At 59.1% G+C, this 17,404-nt stretch carries 13 protein-coding genes and 3 tRNA genes; 8 read left to right on the forward strand and 8 right to left on the reverse strand.

All coding sequences use genetic code 11. The features are described from left to right. Positions 1–20: 20 nt before the first annotated feature. Genes mnmE through rpmH form a run of 5 tightly spaced genes read right to left on the reverse strand, consistent with a single transcriptional unit; the run spans position 21 to position 3,900 of the window. Positions 21–1,415 carry a tRNA uridine-5-carboxymethylaminomethyl(34) synthesis GTPase MnmE gene (gene mnmE, locus O6929_13170; GenBank protein MCZ6481330.1) on the reverse strand — a complete coding sequence of 465 codons (1,395 nt, stop codon included), beginning with the start codon at positions 1,413–1,415 and terminating at the stop codon, positions 21–23. Continuing rightward, positions 1,412–3,100, reverse strand: coding sequence for a membrane protein insertase YidC (gene yidC, locus O6929_13175; GenBank protein ID MCZ6481331.1), 1,689 nt, complete (start codon positions 3,098–3,100; stop codon positions 1,412–1,414). The genes mnmE and yidC overlap by 4 nt, the downstream gene beginning before the upstream one ends. Before the next feature lie 38 nt (positions 3,101–3,138). Then, positions 3,139–3,372, reverse strand: coding sequence for a membrane protein insertion efficiency factor YidD (gene yidD / locus O6929_13180; GenBank protein MCZ6481332.1), 234 nt, complete (start codon positions 3,370–3,372; stop codon positions 3,139–3,141). Then, positions 3,341–3,754, reverse strand: a complete 414-nt coding sequence (gene rnpA / locus O6929_13185) for a ribonuclease P protein component (protein MCZ6481333.1) — start codon at positions 3,752–3,754, stop codon at positions 3,341–3,343. The genes yidD and rnpA overlap by 32 nt, the downstream gene beginning before the upstream one ends. Positions 3,755–3,765: 11 nt before the next feature. Further along, positions 3,766–3,900, reverse strand: a complete 135-nt coding sequence (gene rpmH, locus O6929_13190) for a 50S ribosomal protein L34 (protein ID MCZ6481334.1) — start codon at positions 3,898–3,900, stop codon at positions 3,766–3,768. Between the two features lie 654 nt (positions 3,901–4,554). Between rpmH and dnaN the strand changes: the two genes are divergently transcribed. The 7 genes from dnaN (at position 4,555) to O6929_13225 (ending at position 12,623) form a co-directional block, all read left to right on the forward strand. Then, the gene (dnaN, locus tag O6929_13195; protein ID MCZ6481335.1) at positions 4,555–5,670 is read left to right on the forward strand and encodes a DNA polymerase III subunit beta; all 1,116 of its coding nucleotides are present in this window, start codon (positions 4,555–4,557) and stop codon (positions 5,668–5,670) included. 113 nt (positions 5,671–5,783) lie between these two features. Beyond that, positions 5,784–8,219, forward strand: coding sequence for a DNA topoisomerase (ATP-hydrolyzing) subunit B (gyrB, locus tag O6929_13200; protein MCZ6481336.1), 2,436 nt, complete (start codon positions 5,784–5,786; stop codon positions 8,217–8,219). Between the two features lie 19 nt (positions 8,220–8,238). Continuing rightward, positions 8,239–10,731: a DNA gyrase subunit A gene (gene gyrA / locus O6929_13205; GenBank protein ID MCZ6481337.1), complete on the forward strand. Its 2,493-nt coding sequence runs from the start codon at positions 8,239–8,241 to the stop codon at positions 10,729–10,731. 11 nt (positions 10,732–10,742) lie between these two features. Further along, positions 10,743–12,029, forward strand: a complete 1,287-nt coding sequence (gene serS / locus O6929_13210) for a serine--tRNA ligase (GenBank protein ID MCZ6481338.1) — start codon at positions 10,743–10,745, stop codon at positions 12,027–12,029. Positions 12,030–12,134: 105 nt separating this feature from the next. After that, a tRNA-Ser gene (locus O6929_13215) sits at positions 12,135–12,223 on the forward strand. Between the two features lie 134 nt (positions 12,224–12,357). Next, positions 12,358–12,452: transfer RNA gene (locus tag O6929_13220), tRNA-Ser, on the forward strand. A 94-nt stretch (positions 12,453–12,546) separates the two neighbouring features. After that, positions 12,547–12,623: transfer RNA gene (locus O6929_13225), tRNA-Arg, on the forward strand. Positions 12,624–12,731: 108 nt separating this feature from the next. Here O6929_13225 and O6929_13230 read toward each other — a convergent pair. Then, positions 12,732–12,863 carry a 4-oxalocrotonate tautomerase gene (locus O6929_13230; protein ID MCZ6481339.1) on the reverse strand — a complete coding sequence of 44 codons (132 nt, stop codon included), beginning with the start codon at positions 12,861–12,863 and terminating at the stop codon, positions 12,732–12,734. Between the two features lie 30 nt (positions 12,864–12,893). Then, positions 12,894–13,571: a hemolysin III family protein gene (locus tag O6929_13235; GenBank protein ID MCZ6481340.1), complete on the reverse strand. Its 678-nt coding sequence runs from the start codon at positions 13,569–13,571 to the stop codon at positions 12,894–12,896. A gap of 533 nt (positions 13,572–14,104) precedes the next feature. Here O6929_13235 and O6929_13240 point away from each other — a divergent pair. Beyond that, complete coding sequence (locus O6929_13240) at positions 14,105–14,308, forward strand: cold shock domain-containing protein (protein MCZ6481341.1); 204 nt, start codon at positions 14,105–14,107, stop codon at positions 14,306–14,308. A gap of 518 nt (positions 14,309–14,826) precedes the next feature. Here the strand turns inward: O6929_13240 and O6929_13245 are convergent. After that, positions 14,827–16,971: an EAL domain-containing protein gene (locus tag O6929_13245; GenBank protein MCZ6481342.1), complete on the reverse strand. Its 2,145-nt coding sequence runs from the start codon at positions 16,969–16,971 to the stop codon at positions 14,827–14,829. Between the last annotated feature and the right edge of the window lie 433 nt (positions 16,972–17,404).

Consider the following 17,404-nt stretch of genomic DNA (forward strand, 5'->3'; position numbering starts at 1 on the left):
TGTGCAGCTGTTTGGGGGGTCTACTTCCCAATACAAAATTGCTGAAAAATCTGGTCCAACAGGTCCTCCGACATGGTCTCGCCCAGGATCTCGCCTAACGCAGCATGCGCACCACGGACATCGAGGGCAATCAGGTCAGGGGAGGGCCCTTCTCCGAGGCTCCTGCGCAGACCGAGCATCTGTCTCTCCGCCCGCTCCAATGCCTCCCGATGCCTCGGAACTATCATCAACAGCGCCTCGGTTTCCGCCTCCCCTCCTAGCATTCGCCTCAGCTCGTCGCGCAAGGCTTCCACTCCCTGGCCAGTGATGGCTGAGGTGAAGCGCGGCTGAACTCCGAAGCGCTCCTGATAGGTGGCGGGCGGCAGGGCGGGCGGGAGATCACTCTTGTTGACTGCGAGAATCCTCGAACTCTGCGTCTCTGCCCACGCCTGGAGATCTAGGTGTGCAATTCCCTCGCTCCCATCCAGGACGACGATCGTGAGATCGGCCTGCTCCAGGGCCGCCCGGGTCCGTCGTAGCCCTTCCATCTCTACGGGATCCCCCGTCTCTTGGCGAACCCCTGCGGTATCGATCAGCCGGACCGGAATTCCTCCGATCTGAAATTCCTCCTCCACGGTATCCCTGGTAGTCCCGGGGACACCCGAAACGATGGCTCGCTCCCTTCCCAGGAGAGCATTCAGGAGGCTCGACTTCCCCACATTCGGCCGGCCTGCGATGACCACCGTTGCCCCCTCTCGCAGCAGGCGTCCCTCCCTCGCTTTCTGGATCAAGGCCTGAAGGCCCTCCGCGATGAGGTCCACCTGCTTCTCAATCTCTCCAATCTCTGGAAAATCAAGCCCCTCCTCTGGGAAATCCACGGAGGCTTCGAGGGTGGCCAACAAGGAGAGCAGGTCTCCCCGAAGTCCCTGGACCTGCACTGAAAGTCCCCCTTGAAGCTGTCGCATGGCTGCTTTCAGCCCTGCCTCAGTCCTGGCCCTCACGATTTCTAAGACCGCCTCGGCTTGAGCCAGGTCGATCCGGCCGTTCAAAAAGGCCCGGCGCGTAAACTCCCCGGGTGCCGCGGGCCTCGCCCCGTGGCGAACGACGATATTCAGGATAGCCTGAAGGGAGACCCTCCCGCCATGGCCATGCAGCTCCACCACCTCCTCGCCTGTGAAAGACCTCGGGGCCCGCATGGGTACCAGGTAGGCCTCGTCCACCGGGCCCCCGGTGGTCGGGTCCACCACATGGCCCAAGTGCAAGGTGTGGCTAGCGAATTCGCGTGGGTCGGCTCCCGAATGGGGAGAGAAAACCCGGGCGGCCACCTCGAGCGCCTGGGGTCCGCTCAGGCGGACAATCCCGATTCCCCCCTCCCCCGGCGGCGTAGCGATCGCGGCGATGGTATCCTGACACGGGTCCGATTGGGCCACGCTCATTCTGCCTTTCCCGTCGCCGGTGACAGCTTGAGCCCCCGATTCATGTGGTATTGGTGTCCGATCTGGAGGACGTTGTTGACGAGCCAATAGAGGACCAGCCCCGACGGCATACTCCAGAAGATGAAGGTGAACATGATCGGCATCATATACAGCATCATCTTTGCTTGGCGAGGATCCCCGCCTGTCGGGCTCATCTTCTGTTGAATGAACATACTGATACCCATGATCAAGGCGAGGGCGCGGACTGCAAACACATCCGCCCCGAAGGGGATCGTGAAAAGGGTGTCGGGCGCTGATAGGTCCGTAATCCACAGCGCGAAGGGGGCGTGCCACAGCTCGACCGAGCTGCCCAGGGCACGATACAGGGCGATGAATATCGGAATCTGAATCACCATGGGGAGGCAACCCCCAAGGGGGTTCACCCCGTGCTTCTTGTACATATCCATCGTCTCCTGATTTACCTTTTGGGGATTGTTCTTGTATCGCTCCTTAATCGCCTGCAACTTGGGCTGAAGCGTTTGCATTGCCTGCATCGACTTATGGCTTTTCTGCGTGAGGGGATAAAAGACCACCTTCTGCACCACGGTGATAATGATAATCGCGACGCCGTAATTGCCGATGAATCCGTAAAGGAACTGGAGGAAATACAGGGCCGGCCTGGCCAAAAAATCGAACCAGCCGAGGTACACGAGCTCCCGAAGGTTGTGGCCTGCCGCGCGGAGTCTCGTGATCTCCTTGGGCCCGGCGTAGAGCTTCATTTCCACCTTTTTCTCCGTCCCGGGGGCGATTCTTATTGCGTGGTAGAGGAGACCCACAATCTGCATGCCCTCAGCATCCTTCGCCACAAAACTCGCGGGGTCTGCCTCGCCCGGGATCAGCGCTGCAGCAAAGTAGAGGTCCTGAAGGGCCATCCAGCCGACCTTTCCTGACTGGGTAAGCTCCTGGCTCGCCTCTTCCGCTTCGGGATAGACCACTTTCCCGTCAATCCACGCGGCCGGGGTGGCCGGGCCCGCCACTTTGTCGTTCATTCCGATACGAAACCCGGGGCCCCACTGCAGGCGCAGGGGGCCTTGTGTGACTGTCTGCCCGATGTTCTTCAATCGAATCTGGACGTCGGCCAGGTAGCTCCCCGGGTAAAGAATCACCGTCTTCTCCAGTACAATCCCGCTCGTCTCCTGAAATTCCATCACGACGCGCTGGGGCTCTGTGGGGCCGGCCCTGGGCCTTTCCACGATTCGATAAAGCCCCGTGGCCCCCTCTCCCCCCTGGATCGAGGTGGCCAAAGGGAGCGGAGCCCCCTCTTCGGGGAGGGCCCCAACCAGATCGACGAAGCCGGCAGTCTCCTCATACTGTTTGAGCTTCCAGCTCCGCACCCCACCTCCGCGATTGCTCAGGGTCACGCTGAGGAGGTCGGTCTCTAGGACGACCTCCTCCTCACGTTCTGCCCGCCTGAGCGGCCCACTGATCGGCTGGATCTTTGATAGGGGCTCCGGTTTCGTCGTAGAACCCGGAGGCGTCACCCCCTCGGCGACCTCTGGCTGTGCCTTCTCCGGCTCCGCGAGTGGCGGAGGTGGAGTCGGCATGAAGAAGGCGTAATATCCCAGGAGAACGATCAGGGCCAGAACCGTCGCGAGAATGGCCCTCCGCTCCAGGTTTTCTCCGCCAGGACCCGACAATTGGTCCATTCGTTCCTCCGATGTATCTCCTGCTGTGCGAGGTTCCTTCAGCGCAGCGGGTCAATCCCCCCGGGATGGAAAGGGTGACACCTTGTCAATCTCCACAGCGCCAGGACAAAGCCTCGCGCCGGACCGTATCTCGCTATTGCCTCCTCAGCATAGGCTGAACAGGTGGGGACAAATCGACAAGCAGGAGGGAAGAGCGGAGAGATAAACCGCCGATAGAGGGTAATGCACTTCAGGGCAATCTTAGTTGTGGGTGTGGACGAGTTCTTTTGCATGCTGAGGGGGAAGGTGCCGGATGATCCCGGCCCGCCTGAAGAGGTCCCCCACAATCGCCCGAAAGGTCTTGTGGTCCACTTCAGAGAGGTCTCGATGTACCACCACTACTAGGTCAAGTCCTTTTGGCATGCGGTCCCTGTTGAGCCGGAAGTGCTCGCGCAGCCGTCGCTTCATGCGATTCCGGGCCACCGCTCCGCCAACGCGGCTGCTGACCGCTACGCCCAGACGTCGGCTCGTTCCGGGGCCACGGCGCACAAAGAGGCTGAATCCTTTCCAGGATACTTTTTCGCCACGCCGGATGACTTCCTGGAACTCGGTCCTCCCCCGGATACGATCCGCCCCCGAAAAGCACTGCCTCGCTTGCTGCCTCGACCGCGTCATGCATGGGCCTGCTAAACTGTCAGGCGCTTTCTGCCCTTTGCGCGCCGACGATTCAGGATGCGCCGACCCGCTTTTGTTCTCATCCGGTGCCGAAATCCGTGGGTCCGCTTTCGTTTGGCGCGCTTCGGCTGATACGTCCGCTTCACTCGCTCCTCCCTGCCCTGGGATGCCGACCCGGCAAAAACACTTAATGTTATGCTTCTCGACGCGAATTGTCAATCGCCAATCCACATTTCTCTCGCCTAGAGACAAAAACTAGTTGTGGTCCCCTGGCTGAAATGCTACAATTTCTTGTGGGGTTGGCTGGTCCACCCCTCGATCGGGTTCTGCGCTGCTCCGACGAGTTGTGCCTTTCTAACTGTTTGATTTTAAATGGTTTTATGGTTTTCCACAGCTGTGGAAAATGTTGTGCGTAACTCCGGTGCTGCTCTCACAACCATCTAAAGGGGGTGGGGGCGGTAGAATGCACGCGGGGCGCGGCTTGACACATGTGGAAAGCGATCCAGTGAAGCGCAGTGCGGTGTCGGACACTGTCGTCATCCCCAGTCGCGAAGGGCTGGGCGTAACCGGGAGACGTTGATAACCAGGGAAATGGAGCGGGGAAGGTTGTGGACCAGATGAGGGATATGGGCGGCTGGGGACGCGCTCCGATCCAATCCACAACCTGTTCCCCCTTCTCTCCCAAGACAGACTCTCGATTTTCCTTTGGTTTCCGGTTTTCCACAAAGCCTACTACAACGACTCATTTTATTTTTCTTTATTATAGTAAGTTGACCTACTGAATTTCGGGGGGGAGAAGAATGCACATCCAAGTGCTTCGAGGGCCATTCCTGAGCACGCTAGCTCAGATTCAAGGGGTGATCGAAGCAAAAAGGACGCTTCCTATTCTCTCTCACCTCCTCCTCGAAGCAAAGGAAAATACTATCAGCATTTCAGGAACAGATCTCGACGTGAGTATACGAACTACCCTCGACGGGGATGTCAAAAATGAGGGAAGAGTTGCTGTCTCTGGCAAGAAACTCTACGAAATCGCGCGGGAACTCCCCGATACTTCGATCGATCTGCGTTGGCAAGAACCGCAAAACCTCGAGATCATTTGCGCAAAATCAGTTTTTCGCCTGAAGGGGGCCGCACCAGAGGAGTTTCCCGCCTTTCCTGAAATCGCCGAGGGAACAGGGATCACAGTGAATGCCGAAACACTCCGGGGAATAATCTCCAAGGTCCTTTTTGCCGTGTCGACAGACCAAACGCGACCAACCCTGACCGGAGCCCTGCTGCAAATTACGGCGAGCGATCTTCGGATTGTGGCCACCGATGGTCATCGCCTCTCGCTGGTCACGACTTCCTTCGACTCAGCAAAGGATCAAGAAAAGGATCAAGACATGCTGGAGGCGATCATCCCCCGGAAGGCCCTTGTGGAACTAGGAAAGATGCTCAAAGATGAATCAGGAGAGATCCGATTGATCCCCCTTGGTCACCAGATGGGCTTCCTCCTGCCCCAGAGCCGCCTGATCAGTCGGTTGATTGAAGGACAATTTCCCAACTATGAGCAAGTCCTCCCGTCTCCCAGCGGCCCAGGAGCCGTCGTTCGCCGCGAAGATTTCCTAGGAGCGCTTCGCCGCACTTCCACCATTGCTGGGGACCGAGCGACGCCGACCGTGTTGGATCTGAGAGGGGGGCGACTGCTCATCTCCTGCACCAATGTCGATCTCGGTGAGGCAAAGGAAGAGCTCTCCATGGACTATCAGGGCCCGGAGGTCACCGTCGGCTTTAATGCAAAGTATCTCCTGGACTTCTTGGGTGTGGTAGAACGAACCGAAGTTGAGATGCGCATTCAAGATCCATTGTCACCTGCCGTATTCGAACCGGCGAAAGGGGAGGGGTTTAGCTGCGTCATTATGCCCATGCGGATCTAGTCCATTTGTCCTTCCGCGGCTACTCATCTCGGAGGCCACCGAATGGGGTGCGGAGGGATTTTTTTTGTGAGAGCTGACCCAGGGACCGAACCAATAAGGGAGCGGTGTCAAAGATGACAGAAAGGCGACAGGAACCTCAAGAGGCTGCCAGCTACGGCGCAGGACAGATCAAGGTCCTGGAGGGGCTTGAAGCGGTCCGCAAGCACCCCGCGATGTACATCGGCGGCACCGGACCGGAGGGACTGCACCATCTCGTGATCGAGGTGGTGGACAACAGCGTTGACGAGGCAATGGCAGGCTTCTGCGACCGGATCGCGGTCACCATTCACGTCGACAATAGTGTCACGGTGGTAGACAACGGCCGCGGGATTCCGGTTGATTTCCACGAGCCGACCGGTCGGCCCGCCGTTGAGGTAGTGTTGACCACCCTCCATGCCGGCGGCAAATTCGACAGCTCCGCGTACAAGGTCGCGGGCGGCCTGCACGGCGTGGGCGTTTCGGTGGTGAACGCACTCTCCGAGTGGCTCGAGGTAGAGATCTGGCGCGAGGGAAAACGATATCTGCAGCGGTACGAGCGAGGCAAGCCGACGGGAGAGATCGAGGAAATTGGCAAAGCCCGGAAGGGCGGGACCCGGATCGCCTTTCTTCCGGACGAGCAGATCTTTGAGGACCGGACCTTCAGCCTCGACACGTTGAGCAACCGGCTACGAGAGCTGGCCTTCTTGAACAAGGGGCTTCGGATCATCCTCGCCGATGAGCGGGCCGATGAGACCCGGGAATTCTACTATACCGGGGGGATCAGGGCGCTTGTTGACCTGTTGAACGAGAACAAGACGGTACTCCACCCTAAACCGATCCACATTGAGGAGACGAGAAACGGGACGATTGTCGAGATAGCCATTCAGTATAACAACGGCTACGCCGAGACGGTCTTTTCCTTTGCCAACAACATCAATACGCATGACGGCGGCACCCACCTGATTGGCTTCCGGTCGGCCTTGACGCGGACGATCAACAGTTATGCCGCGGGGCGGGACCTCCTCAAGAACCTCAAGGCAAGCGTGACCGGTGAAGATATCCGGGAGGGGCTGACCGCCGTGATCAGTGTCAAGCTGACGAACCCGCAATTTGAGGGACAAACCAAGGCCCGCCTGAACAATCCGGACATGAAGGGCCTGGTGGAGACCATCGTCAACGAGAAGCTCGGTGAGTTCTTGGAGGAAAATCCCGGGATCGGCCGCCGCATCGTGGACAAAGCGGTCGAGGCGGCGCGCGCCAGGGAAGCAGCTCGAAAGGCGAAAGAGCTGGCCCGACGCAAGGGTCCCCTTGGCGACCTTGACCTCCCGGGAAAGCTCGCCGACTGCTCTGAGAAGGACGCGGCGCTGAGCGAGATCTTTCTCGTGGAGGGAGACTCCGCAGGCGGCTCGGCGAAGCAGGGCCGGGATCGGCGGTTCCAAGCCATTCTCCCCTTGCGGGGCAAGATCCTGAATACGGAGCGCGCCCGGATCGATAAAATGCTCTCCTCGGCGGAGATCCGAGTGCTCATTTCGGCCATGGGGGCAGGAATCAATCCCGAGTTCGACATCAGCAAGCTCCGGTACCACCGCGTCATCATCATGACCGATGCAGATGTGGACGGGGAGCACATCCGGACACTTCTCCTGACCTTTTTCTTCCGGCATCTGAGGCAGGTGGTGGACGACGGACACCTCTACATCGCCCAGCCCCCCCTCTACAAAGTAAAGCGGGGCAAGACCGAGCGGTACCTCAAGGACAACCGGGCCATGGAGGAGTTCCTCCTGGAGACGGCGGCCGAGGTGCTCAAGGTCCAGGCCGGTGCCGAGGGAGCGGTTTGGAGGGGGCAGCAGCTTGTTGGCCTCCTTCGAAAGATGGCCGCCTGGCAGCAGTGTCGACGCCTGCTGGAGCGTCGAGGACGAAACCCGGATATCATTGATGCGCTGATCCAGGCCGGAGGGACGTTGCAAGGCGTGCTCAAGGATGAGGCAAAGGTGACGCGACTGCGCGAACGACTCCTCAAGGCCCTACAGGCCCAGGGCAACCAGAAAGGGCGCCCGGAGGGGGAAGTTGAGTGGGACGAAGACGAAGAAGCACATCGCCTCGTGGTGACGCTCGGCGATGGGGGCCCTCGGGCGCGTTGTGTCATCGACCAAGGACTGGTGGGATCGGTCGAGTATCGGGAATTACAGGCGGCGACGGAAGCCCTCAAGGGTTTAGGCAAGCCGCCCTTCCGGATCGAGGCGAACGGGGAGAGGACCGAGGCCTCTTCGTGGGCAGAGCTGTACGAAGCGGCGCTCGGGCTGGCGAAAAAGGGCATGGCCATCCAGCGCTACAAGGGCCTCGGCGAGATGAATCCAGACCAGCTCTGGCAGACCACCATGAACCCGGAGACCCGCAGTCTCTTGCGGGTCACCGTGCAGGATGCCCTGGCTGCCGAACGGATCTTCACCACCCTCATGGGAGAGCAGGTGGAGCCCCGGCGACAATTCATAGAAGAGCACGCCCTGGAAGTCGTAAACCTGGATATCTAGATACGCGAAAGGACAAGCGGTGCCAGAGGATCGGATCGAGCAGCCGCGAATCGGCGAGGTGAGGCCGACCGACATCCACGACGAGATGCGCCGGTCCTACCTCGACTACGCCATGAGCGTCATCGTCGGCAGGGCCCTGCCCGATATCCGGGATGGGCTCAAGCCGGTCCACCGCCGCGTGCTCTACGCGATGCAAGAGTTGGGGCTTCCCTTTAATCGCCCCTATAAGAAGGCAGCCCGGGTGGTCGGAGAGGTCCTGGGGAAGTACCACCCTCATGGCGACACCGCCGTCTATGACACGCTTGTCCGCCTGGTGCAAAATTTCTCTATGCGGTACCCGTTGATCGACGGGCAGGGGAACTTTGGATCGGTGGACGGGGACGCGCCGGCGGCGATGCGATACACCGAGGTCCGCCTGGCCCGAATCGCCCAGGAAATGCTCCGGGACATCGACAAAGAGACGGTCGACCTTGTCCCGAACTTTGACGACACCCTTAAGGAGCCGGCCCTCCTTCCTGCCGCAATCCCCAACCTGCTCGTCAACGGGAGCTCGGGAATCGCCGTCGGGATGGCCACCAACATCCCGCCGCATAACCTGGGTGAGGTCACGGATGCGACGATCCTTCAGTTGGAGAACCCCGACGCGTCGCTGGAGGAGCTCATGGCGGTCCTGCCAGGGCCGGACTTCCCGACAGCGGGACTCATCCGCGGCCGCGCAGGGATCGTGGAGGCGTACCGGACCGGCCGGGGCCTGATTCAGATGCAGGCCAAGGCCTTCGTGGAGAAGGGGCGCGGAGGCCGCGAGAGCATTATCATCTCGGAGCTTCCGTATCAGGTGAACAAGGCGAAGCTCGTCGAGCGGATCGCCGAGCTGGTCCGCGACCGAAGGCTGGACGGAGTGTCGGATCTTCGGGACGAATCAGACCGCGAAGGGATGCGGATCGTCGTAGAGCTGAAGCGGGATGAGGCACCCCGGCTCATCATGAATCAACTCTACAAGCAGACCCCCATGCAATCCACCTTTGGCGTGATCATGCTGGCCCTGGTGGATAACCAGCCGAAGGTGTGCCCCTTGAAGCAGATCTTGCAAGCATTCATTGATCACCGCCGAGAGGTGGTCCTGCGCCGGACCCGCTTCGACCTCCGCAAGGCTGAGGAGCGAGCCCACATCCTCGAGGGCTACCGGATCGCGCTGAACCACCTGGACGAGGTCATCGCCCTGATCCGGCGCTCGCGAACGGTCGACGATGCCAGGACAGGACTGATCCAGCGGTTCTCCATGACCCCGGTCCAGGCCCAGGCGATCCTGGACCTCCGCCTGCAGCGGCTGACGGCACTCGAACAGCAGAAGATCCAGGAAGAGTACCAAGGGATCCTGCAGACCATCGCGCGGCTACAGGCCATCCTCCAGAGCGAGGGGCTAGTGCGGCAGATCATCAAGGAAGAGCTGGTGGCCCTGAAGGAGACCTATGGTGATCCCCGGCGGACACAGATCGAGGCGGAGGCGACCGAGATAAGCCTCGAAGACATGGTGGCCGATGAGGAGATGGTGATTACGGTCACCCACGGGGGCTACATCAAGCGAAGTCCGCTTAATGTGTACCGCGCTCAGCGGCGGGGTGGAAAAGGGATGACCGGCATGGCCACCAAGGAGGAGGATTACGTGGAGCACCTCTTTGTGGCTACCACCCACAGCTATATGCTCTTCTTCACCAATCTGGGCCGGGTCCACTGGCTGAAGGTCCATGAGCTTCCCCAGCTCGGCCGGGCGGCCCGGGGCAAGGCCATTGCCAACTTCCTCCAGCTTCAGGCGGGGGAGCATGTCACCACCACGATTCCCATCCGCCAGTTCGAGGTCGACCGGTATCTCATTATGGGCACGCGTCGGGGGGTCGTGAAAAAGACGGAACTCAACGCCTATGCGCATCCGCGGGCAGGAGGGATCATCGCCTTGTCGCTGGATGAGGGGGATGAGCTGATCGGTGTTGCGATGACGAGGGGGACGGAGGACGTCTTCCTGGGGACCAGGAAGGGTATGGCGATCCGATTCCGTGAAGGCGATGTGCGTCCGATGGGCCGGACAGCCCGAGGGGTTACAGGGATCAAGCTTGGACGCGGAGACCACGTGGTGGGAATGGAAATCGTGTCCGAGGAGGCGAAGATTTTGACCGTGACCGAGCGGGGGTTCGGGAAGCGGACCGATGTTCCCGAGTACCGGCTCCAAGGACGGGGCGGCAAAGGGATCATCAACATTCGGGTGACCGACAAGAATGGACCGGTTGTGGGGATTAAACAGGTCCGGGAAGATGACGGGGTCATGATGATCTCTCAGGAAGGGAAGATCACTCGCCTTGCGGTTCGAGAGGTTCGCGATACGGGTCGGGCGGCACAGGGGGTGCGGCTGCAGGGCTTGGGCGAAAGGGGCCGAGTTGGCGCGGTGACGGCCCTGGTGACGGAGGAAGAGGAAGGCGTGGGCGAGGAAACCCCCCAGGAGGAGCCAGAGCAGACCTAGGGGGCAGGGAGATGCTGGACCTCAAGCTCATTCGCGAACACCCCGACCTCATCCGGGCAAAGCTGGCGCAGCGAGGCGGGGCGTACGATTTGGACAATCTGCTGAAGCTGGACGCCGAGCGGCGGCGGCTGGTGACCGAAGTCGAGCGCCTCCGGCGTGAGAAGAAATCAATTTCCGAACGGGTACGCGACCTGAAGGGCGACGAGCGGGCTGGCGGCGAGGCCCAGGAGATGATGGCCAAGAGCCGGGAAATCTCGAGCGCCCTCAAGGAGGGCGAGGATCGTCTGCAGGCCCTCGAACATGAACTAGAACACCTACTGCTTCTGGTCCCGAACCTCCCCCACGACTCAGTCCCGGCTGGGCAGACCCCAGAAGACAACGTTGAGGTCCGCCTCTGGGGGACGCCCCGGACGTTCGATTTTGAGCCGAGGCCCCACTGGGAGATCGGAGAGGAATTAGGGATCCTGGATCTTGCCCGGGCCGCTCGGATCGCGGGAGCCCGCTTTCCCCTCCTGCAGGGAGACGGGGCCCTCATGGAGCGGGCCCTCATCAACTTCATGGTCGATCTGCACGTGCGGGAGCACGGCTACACCGAGGTGGTCCCGCCCCTCATGGTCAATGAAGACAGCATGACCGGAACCGGACAGCTGCCCAAGTTCGCCCAGGAGCTGTTCAGGATGGCAGACGACCCTTACTATCTCATTCCCACCGCAGAGGTTTCAGTTACCAACATCCATCGGGAAGAGATCCTCGGGCCCGGAAACCTCCCGCGGAATTATGTCGCGTTCACCCCCTGCTTCCGCCGCGAGGCGGGCTCATATGGGAAGGACACGCGCGGGATTATCCGCCAGCACCAGTTCAACAAAGTCGAGCTGGTGAAGTTTTCCGAGGGGGCGAAGTCGTACGAGGCATTAGAGCAGCTGACCCGCGATGCCGAAGAGGTCTTGAAACGGCTGGGCATTCCCCACCGCGTGGTGACACTCTGCGCGGGCGATTTGGGCTTTGCGGCTGCCAAGACATATGACATCGAGGGCTGGTTTCCCAGCCAGCAGGTGTACCGCGAGATCTCTTCCTGCAGCAATTTCGAGGACTTTCAAGCGCGACGGGCCGCCATTCGGTACCGCCCCGCGCCCGGGGCCAAGGTCGAGTTTGCCCACACCCTCAATGGCTCTGGCGTCGCCATCGGCCGGACCTGGGCCGCCATTCTCGAGAACTATCAAGAAGCCGATGGCAGCGTGACCATCCCCGAAGCGCTCAGGCCCTATATGGGAGGCCTGAAAAAGATCGAACCTCACTAGGCCCCGCCTAGCGGGATCACGTTGACAGTTCACAGTTCACAGTCAGAAGAGCTATAATGGATTGGCTTTACCCGTGAACCCTGAACGGTGAGCAGTGAACCGAATGGAGGGGTGGCCGAGTCAGGTTTAAGGCGGCGGTCTTGAAAACCGTTAGGCGATGAGCCTCGTGGGTTCGAATCCTACCCCCTCCGCCACGCAATCGTTCAGAGCGCATAGCTGAGCGTCCAGAGGCGAGAGCTGAGAGCTAACAGTTGAGAGTTGAGGGCAGAATCTCGGCTTTCTGGTTCTTGCTCTCAACTATCCGCCCTCGACTATAAGCGAATGAAACGGAGAGGTGGCCGAGTCAGGCTTAAGGCAGCCGCCTGCTAAGCGGTTGTAGGGTGATGAGCTCTACCCCGGGTTCGAATCCCGGCCTCTCCGCCATTTTCAGCAGTCCGCTGTCAGCAATCAGCTGTCAGCATGAAGGCGAGAATAAGGATCTTTGCTGACTGCTGACAGCCGACAGCTGCTTCACAGGGCGCCCGTAGCTCAGTTGGATAGAGTGCCTGGCTACGAACCAGGAGGTCGGGAGTTCGAATCTCTCCGGGCGCACCACCATATCGACACTAATCCATGGCCCGCAGGAAAAAGCAAAACGCCCTCGCGGGCCGCTACCCGAGAGGGCGTCTGGTTCGCCGTGCTCTGCACGACTACTTCGTCAGGTTACCCTGCCGCGAGCTCCTTGACATCCTGGGTAGTCAATCCCTTTCCACCGATCCCCCAATCGCCGCGCTTCACCTCGTCGATCACGACCCAGGTGACCTGACGCATGTTCTCACCCTCGACAGAGACCATTGCGTCAAGAGTCTCTATGGCGTTGTTCGCTTAGGCCGCGTACCACAGCACCGCGATGAAGTGACATGCGGTGCCTGCCATAACGAACAGGTGCCAGACGAAATGGCTGTAGGGGACCCGCTTCGCGGCGAAAAACACTACACCCCCCGTGTACGCGATGCCGCCTGCAAGGAGCCAGAACAGACCCCACGGTGGCACACGGAGCACCAATGGCTTTACCGCGATGAGGACGAGCCACCCCATGGCGAGATACACGCATGTCGAAATGACCGGGTACCGTATCCCGCCGACAGCCTTGAGGACGATACCAGCAACGGCCAGACTCCACACGAGCACGAACAGCGTCCAGCCCCACGGGCCGCGGAGCACGCCAAGCGTGAACGGCGTGTACGTGCCCGCGATCAAGAGGTAGATCGCTCCGTGATCGAGAACCTGGAATACCCGCTTGGCCCGATTCTTTGGCAACGCGTGGTACAGCGTGGATGCGAGGTACAGCACCACCATCGTCGCCGCAAAGACGCTCACGCCCAGAATTCCCGATACGCCGCCACGCTGAAGTGCGGCAAGGACGAGAACTGGGGCAGCAGCCACTGCCGCCAGCAAGCCGACACCATGGCTGACGCTGTTCGCGATTTCTTCCCCGAGCGACTGCGTGCGTTCTCGCCGTGCGGGCGCCTCGATCACGACTCTATATCCTGCGCGGCCCATCTACAATTGGGCTGCATAACCAATGTGGCAGACACTGCCATTCTTATATCTTATACCCTAAATGGGATCGCTCGTAAATGCATCTGCACTGGGATTTCCTGTAGGGCCCATGATGTAGCTGGCGGGCCAACGTTTGTGCCGGAGGTGGGCCAGGAGCTACGCCAACCCCGGTTCCATCTGTCCGTCTCATGAGGAGGGCCTCAGTATCCGCCACTGCGGATGGTGTGGCAAGCATGCGAAATAGGTCAAGGCAGATGCTCACCCGTGGTTCCTTTCCCGTGAATGTATTGTTGCAGGACTTGACCTCGCCTCCACTCTTCCATGTCCAGCATAAGAAAATACCGCTTGACAGGAAGAGAGCGACAGGTTATTCTGTTGTCAGCTTTCGTGTTTGGCTTGTTGTGGAAACGGAAACCGCAAGGGCTTCATGAAAAGCCCTTGCGGTTTTTTTATGCGGTCAGGTCTCGTTTCGACGGGACCTTACCCCCGGGCAGCGCCCGGGGATCCTAAAAAGAGAGGAGGGAGAAAGGAACATGGCATACACTGGCACCGTGAAGTGGTTCAACGACGCCAAGGGCTACGGATTCATCGAGCGACCAGACGGCGACGATGTTTTTGTGCACTATTCGGCGATCGAAGGCGGCGGATTCAAGACCCTGTCCGAGGGGGACTCGCTTGAGTTCGATGTCGTGGAAGGACCAAAGGGCAAGCAGGCGGCCAACGTCATCAAGCGATAGTTGGTCGGATGCAGCTCAGGACAGAAAGGGCCTCGAGATTTTCGGGGCCCTTTCTATTTGGGTCAGGTTCAGGGAGCCATACAAGCTACAAGTTATGGGGTCAAATCTTTACTTGTGAGTCAATATGCCTCGCTCTACGCTCTCGAAAAGCTTTCTCAATCCAGCATCCCGTTGCATCTCGCGCTGGAGATCCCCTCGCATCCGGGGGAGAGAAAAGGGGATAAGTTCAATTACTCACAACAGTTGCGTTTTTGGGTCACGAAATGTCACGTTTGGCCGTGTCCTGCACACCTAAGTCTTTGAAGTTATTGAATCTATTGTGTCGCGCCTCGATCTACGAATCCGCAGGTCAGAGGTTCGAATCCTCTTGGGCGCACCAAATCACCAGGCACTTTTCAACCCCCCGACCCTTAATTGTTCCCAGCCCCAGAGTTGTACGGTATTGAGCCCGGCATATACCCCTATGGCGACCGATTTGACTCAAGAGTAAAGATGCGACCCCAGGGCACGCTTTATGTCTAACGACGAACCTTAGCCGCCCTCGTACCGCGTTGGCTCGAGCGTGGCGCGACGCCCCTTTTTCGGGATTTATGGGGCGCTACCTTGGTCCCCATTTGAGCCAATAGTTTTGATGCGTCTTGAGCTGGCATAGGCCGGCCAAGTAAATACCCCTGTGCTTCATCACATTTGAGCGAGCGCAAATACGCCAATTGCTCTTGCGTTTCTACGCCTTCGGCAATCGCCTTGAGATTCAGACTGTGGGCCAGCGTGATAATCGCTGTAATAATGGCCCTATCATGCGGATTGTTTGTGATGTCACGCACAAAAGACTGGTCAATTTTCAACTTGTGTATGGGGTAACGCTTTAATAAGTTTAATGAAGAATACCCGGTTCCAAAATCATCTATTGCGATGTGTACCCCGATGGATTTCAACTGAGTAAGCAATCTCATCGCCCCCTCCGGATCTTGCATGATGTTCTCTGTCAATTCCAATTCAAGGTAATTGGGGCTAAGTCCCGTTTCCCTTAACGCCCGGTCTACCGTCTGGACGAGGTTCTCGTGTCTCAGCTGGCGGGGCGATACATTCACCGCCACATGTATAGGTGGAAGGCCGGCCGCTTGCCAGGCCTTGTTTTGTGCACAGGCGCTGCGAAGCACCCATTCACCAAGCGGCACAATCAGGCCGGATTCTTCCGCGAGGGGTATAAATTTGCCCGGCGGCATGATTCCCAGATCTGGGTGCTGCCAGCGCACCAGGGCCTCACAGCCGATGATTCGGCCGGTCGTAATATCGAGCTGGGGTTGATACGCTAAGAAGAACTCTTCTCGTTCTAGTGCGTGCCGCAGACTCGTTTCCACTGCCAGCCGCTCAAAAGCGTGAGCATCCATATCCGGGGAATAATGCTGGTAATTGTTCCTTCCATGCTTCTTGGCTCGGTACATGGCAATATCAGCATGTTTTAAAAGAGTCTCGGGATCCTGTGCGTCATCGGGAAAGATGCTGATTCCGATGCTGGTAGTGATAAAGAGTTGACGACCCTCCAGGAGATAGGGCTCGGACAATGCATCAATGATCTTTTGGGCCACCCTGGGAATATCGCTTGCCCGTGCGACGTCCGCAAGGCTAATCGCAAATTCATCGCCCCCTAGACGCGCAACGGTATCGCCCTCTCGGACACAAGCAGTAAGTCGCTCAGCTACGGCTTTCAACAGAAGGTCACCCAGACTGTGCCCCAGCGCGTCGTTGATACTTTTGAAGTGATCGAGGTCGAGAAAGAGAACAGCCACTAGCCGTTTATGCCATGGGACGCGGACCAATGCCTCGGTCAGGCGATCCACAAACAACCTGCGATTGGCTAAGTTTGTTAGGACGTCGTGATACGCTTGGTGTACGATTATTTCTTCCGCCCGCTTGCGCTCGGTGATGTCGCGCGATATCCCCATCACACCTACCACCCTGCCAGTTGCGTCATGCATCACCGATGCAGAAACGTAAGAGTAAAAGATCTCCCCATTCTTTCTCTTGTTCGTAACTTCTCCTGTAAACCCGCCATCATGAGTGTTCTTGTGCAACTGGCCTCCCTCGGATGGGTCGGCATACAGGAGGTCGATGGACTTACCCAAGACTTCTGCTTTGCTGTATCCGAAGACCTGTTCGGCGGCTCGGTTAAACTCCACGATATTCCGGTTTACATCCACGGATATGATCATGTCTAAAGAGCTATTGATGAGGTTCTCTGCGTATTCCTTGGCCGCCCGCAAAGCCTCATCGGCCCGCTTGCGCTCGATAGCATAACGGATGGCCCGCACCAGCAGATTGCTGTCGAGCCGCCCCTTGACGAGACAATCCTCTGCCCCCTCCCGGACGGCCTTCACTGCCACTGCTTCCTCGTCAAGGCTGGTCAGCGCTATGATCGGAACCTGGGGCGCTCGGGCGCGTATCTTGGCCAGCGTGTCAAGCCCGTGGCTGTCTGGTAAAGAGAGATCCAGCAGGACCACGTCGTTGCCGCCAGCGGCCAGGCGCTTGAGGCCGGTCGTAAGCCGGTCGGAGCACTCTACGGTGAATGACGTACCCCTGACTTCAGCCAGCATCTCCCGGATCTGGCGGGCGTCGCCGGGGCTGTCCTCGACCAGCAGCACTGTGATGGGCTTATCGCTCATCGCTTTCCTTTCGGCGGTAGATTCACAACGGTCAGCCATAACGACTCGACGGACTTGGGCGCCCTGGGGAACTATCCACGGTCCCCCGGCGGGGTTGTGCAGCAGTTTGCGTGCCAGGTGCAGGCCCCGGTAAAGGCCAGGGCCTCCACGCCATCCCCGACCATGTTCACGTTGTTGGGGTTGTTTACGCTCGCTCTTTCGTGGCGGGTGACCAGGGGGAACCTAGATGGGTGGGCGTGGGTATAGGCTTCAGATGTAGAAGGTCGGTTGCATAGTTGCGTTTTTGGGTCACAAAAGGGTATGTTTTGCCGCGTCCTTCGCACCCTGCTCAGGTGAATCTGATTACCAATTAGCAGGTCAGAGGTTCAAATCCTTTTGGGCGCACCACTAAACCAACAAGTTGGCTTTGCCCGCTCGATCAGGGTGTACCCTT

This window comes from Candidatus Methylomirabilota bacterium, from assembly GCA_027293415.1.
In the GTDB taxonomy this organism is placed as follows: Bacteria; Methylomirabilota; Methylomirabilia; order Methylomirabilales; family CSP1-5; genus CSP1-5.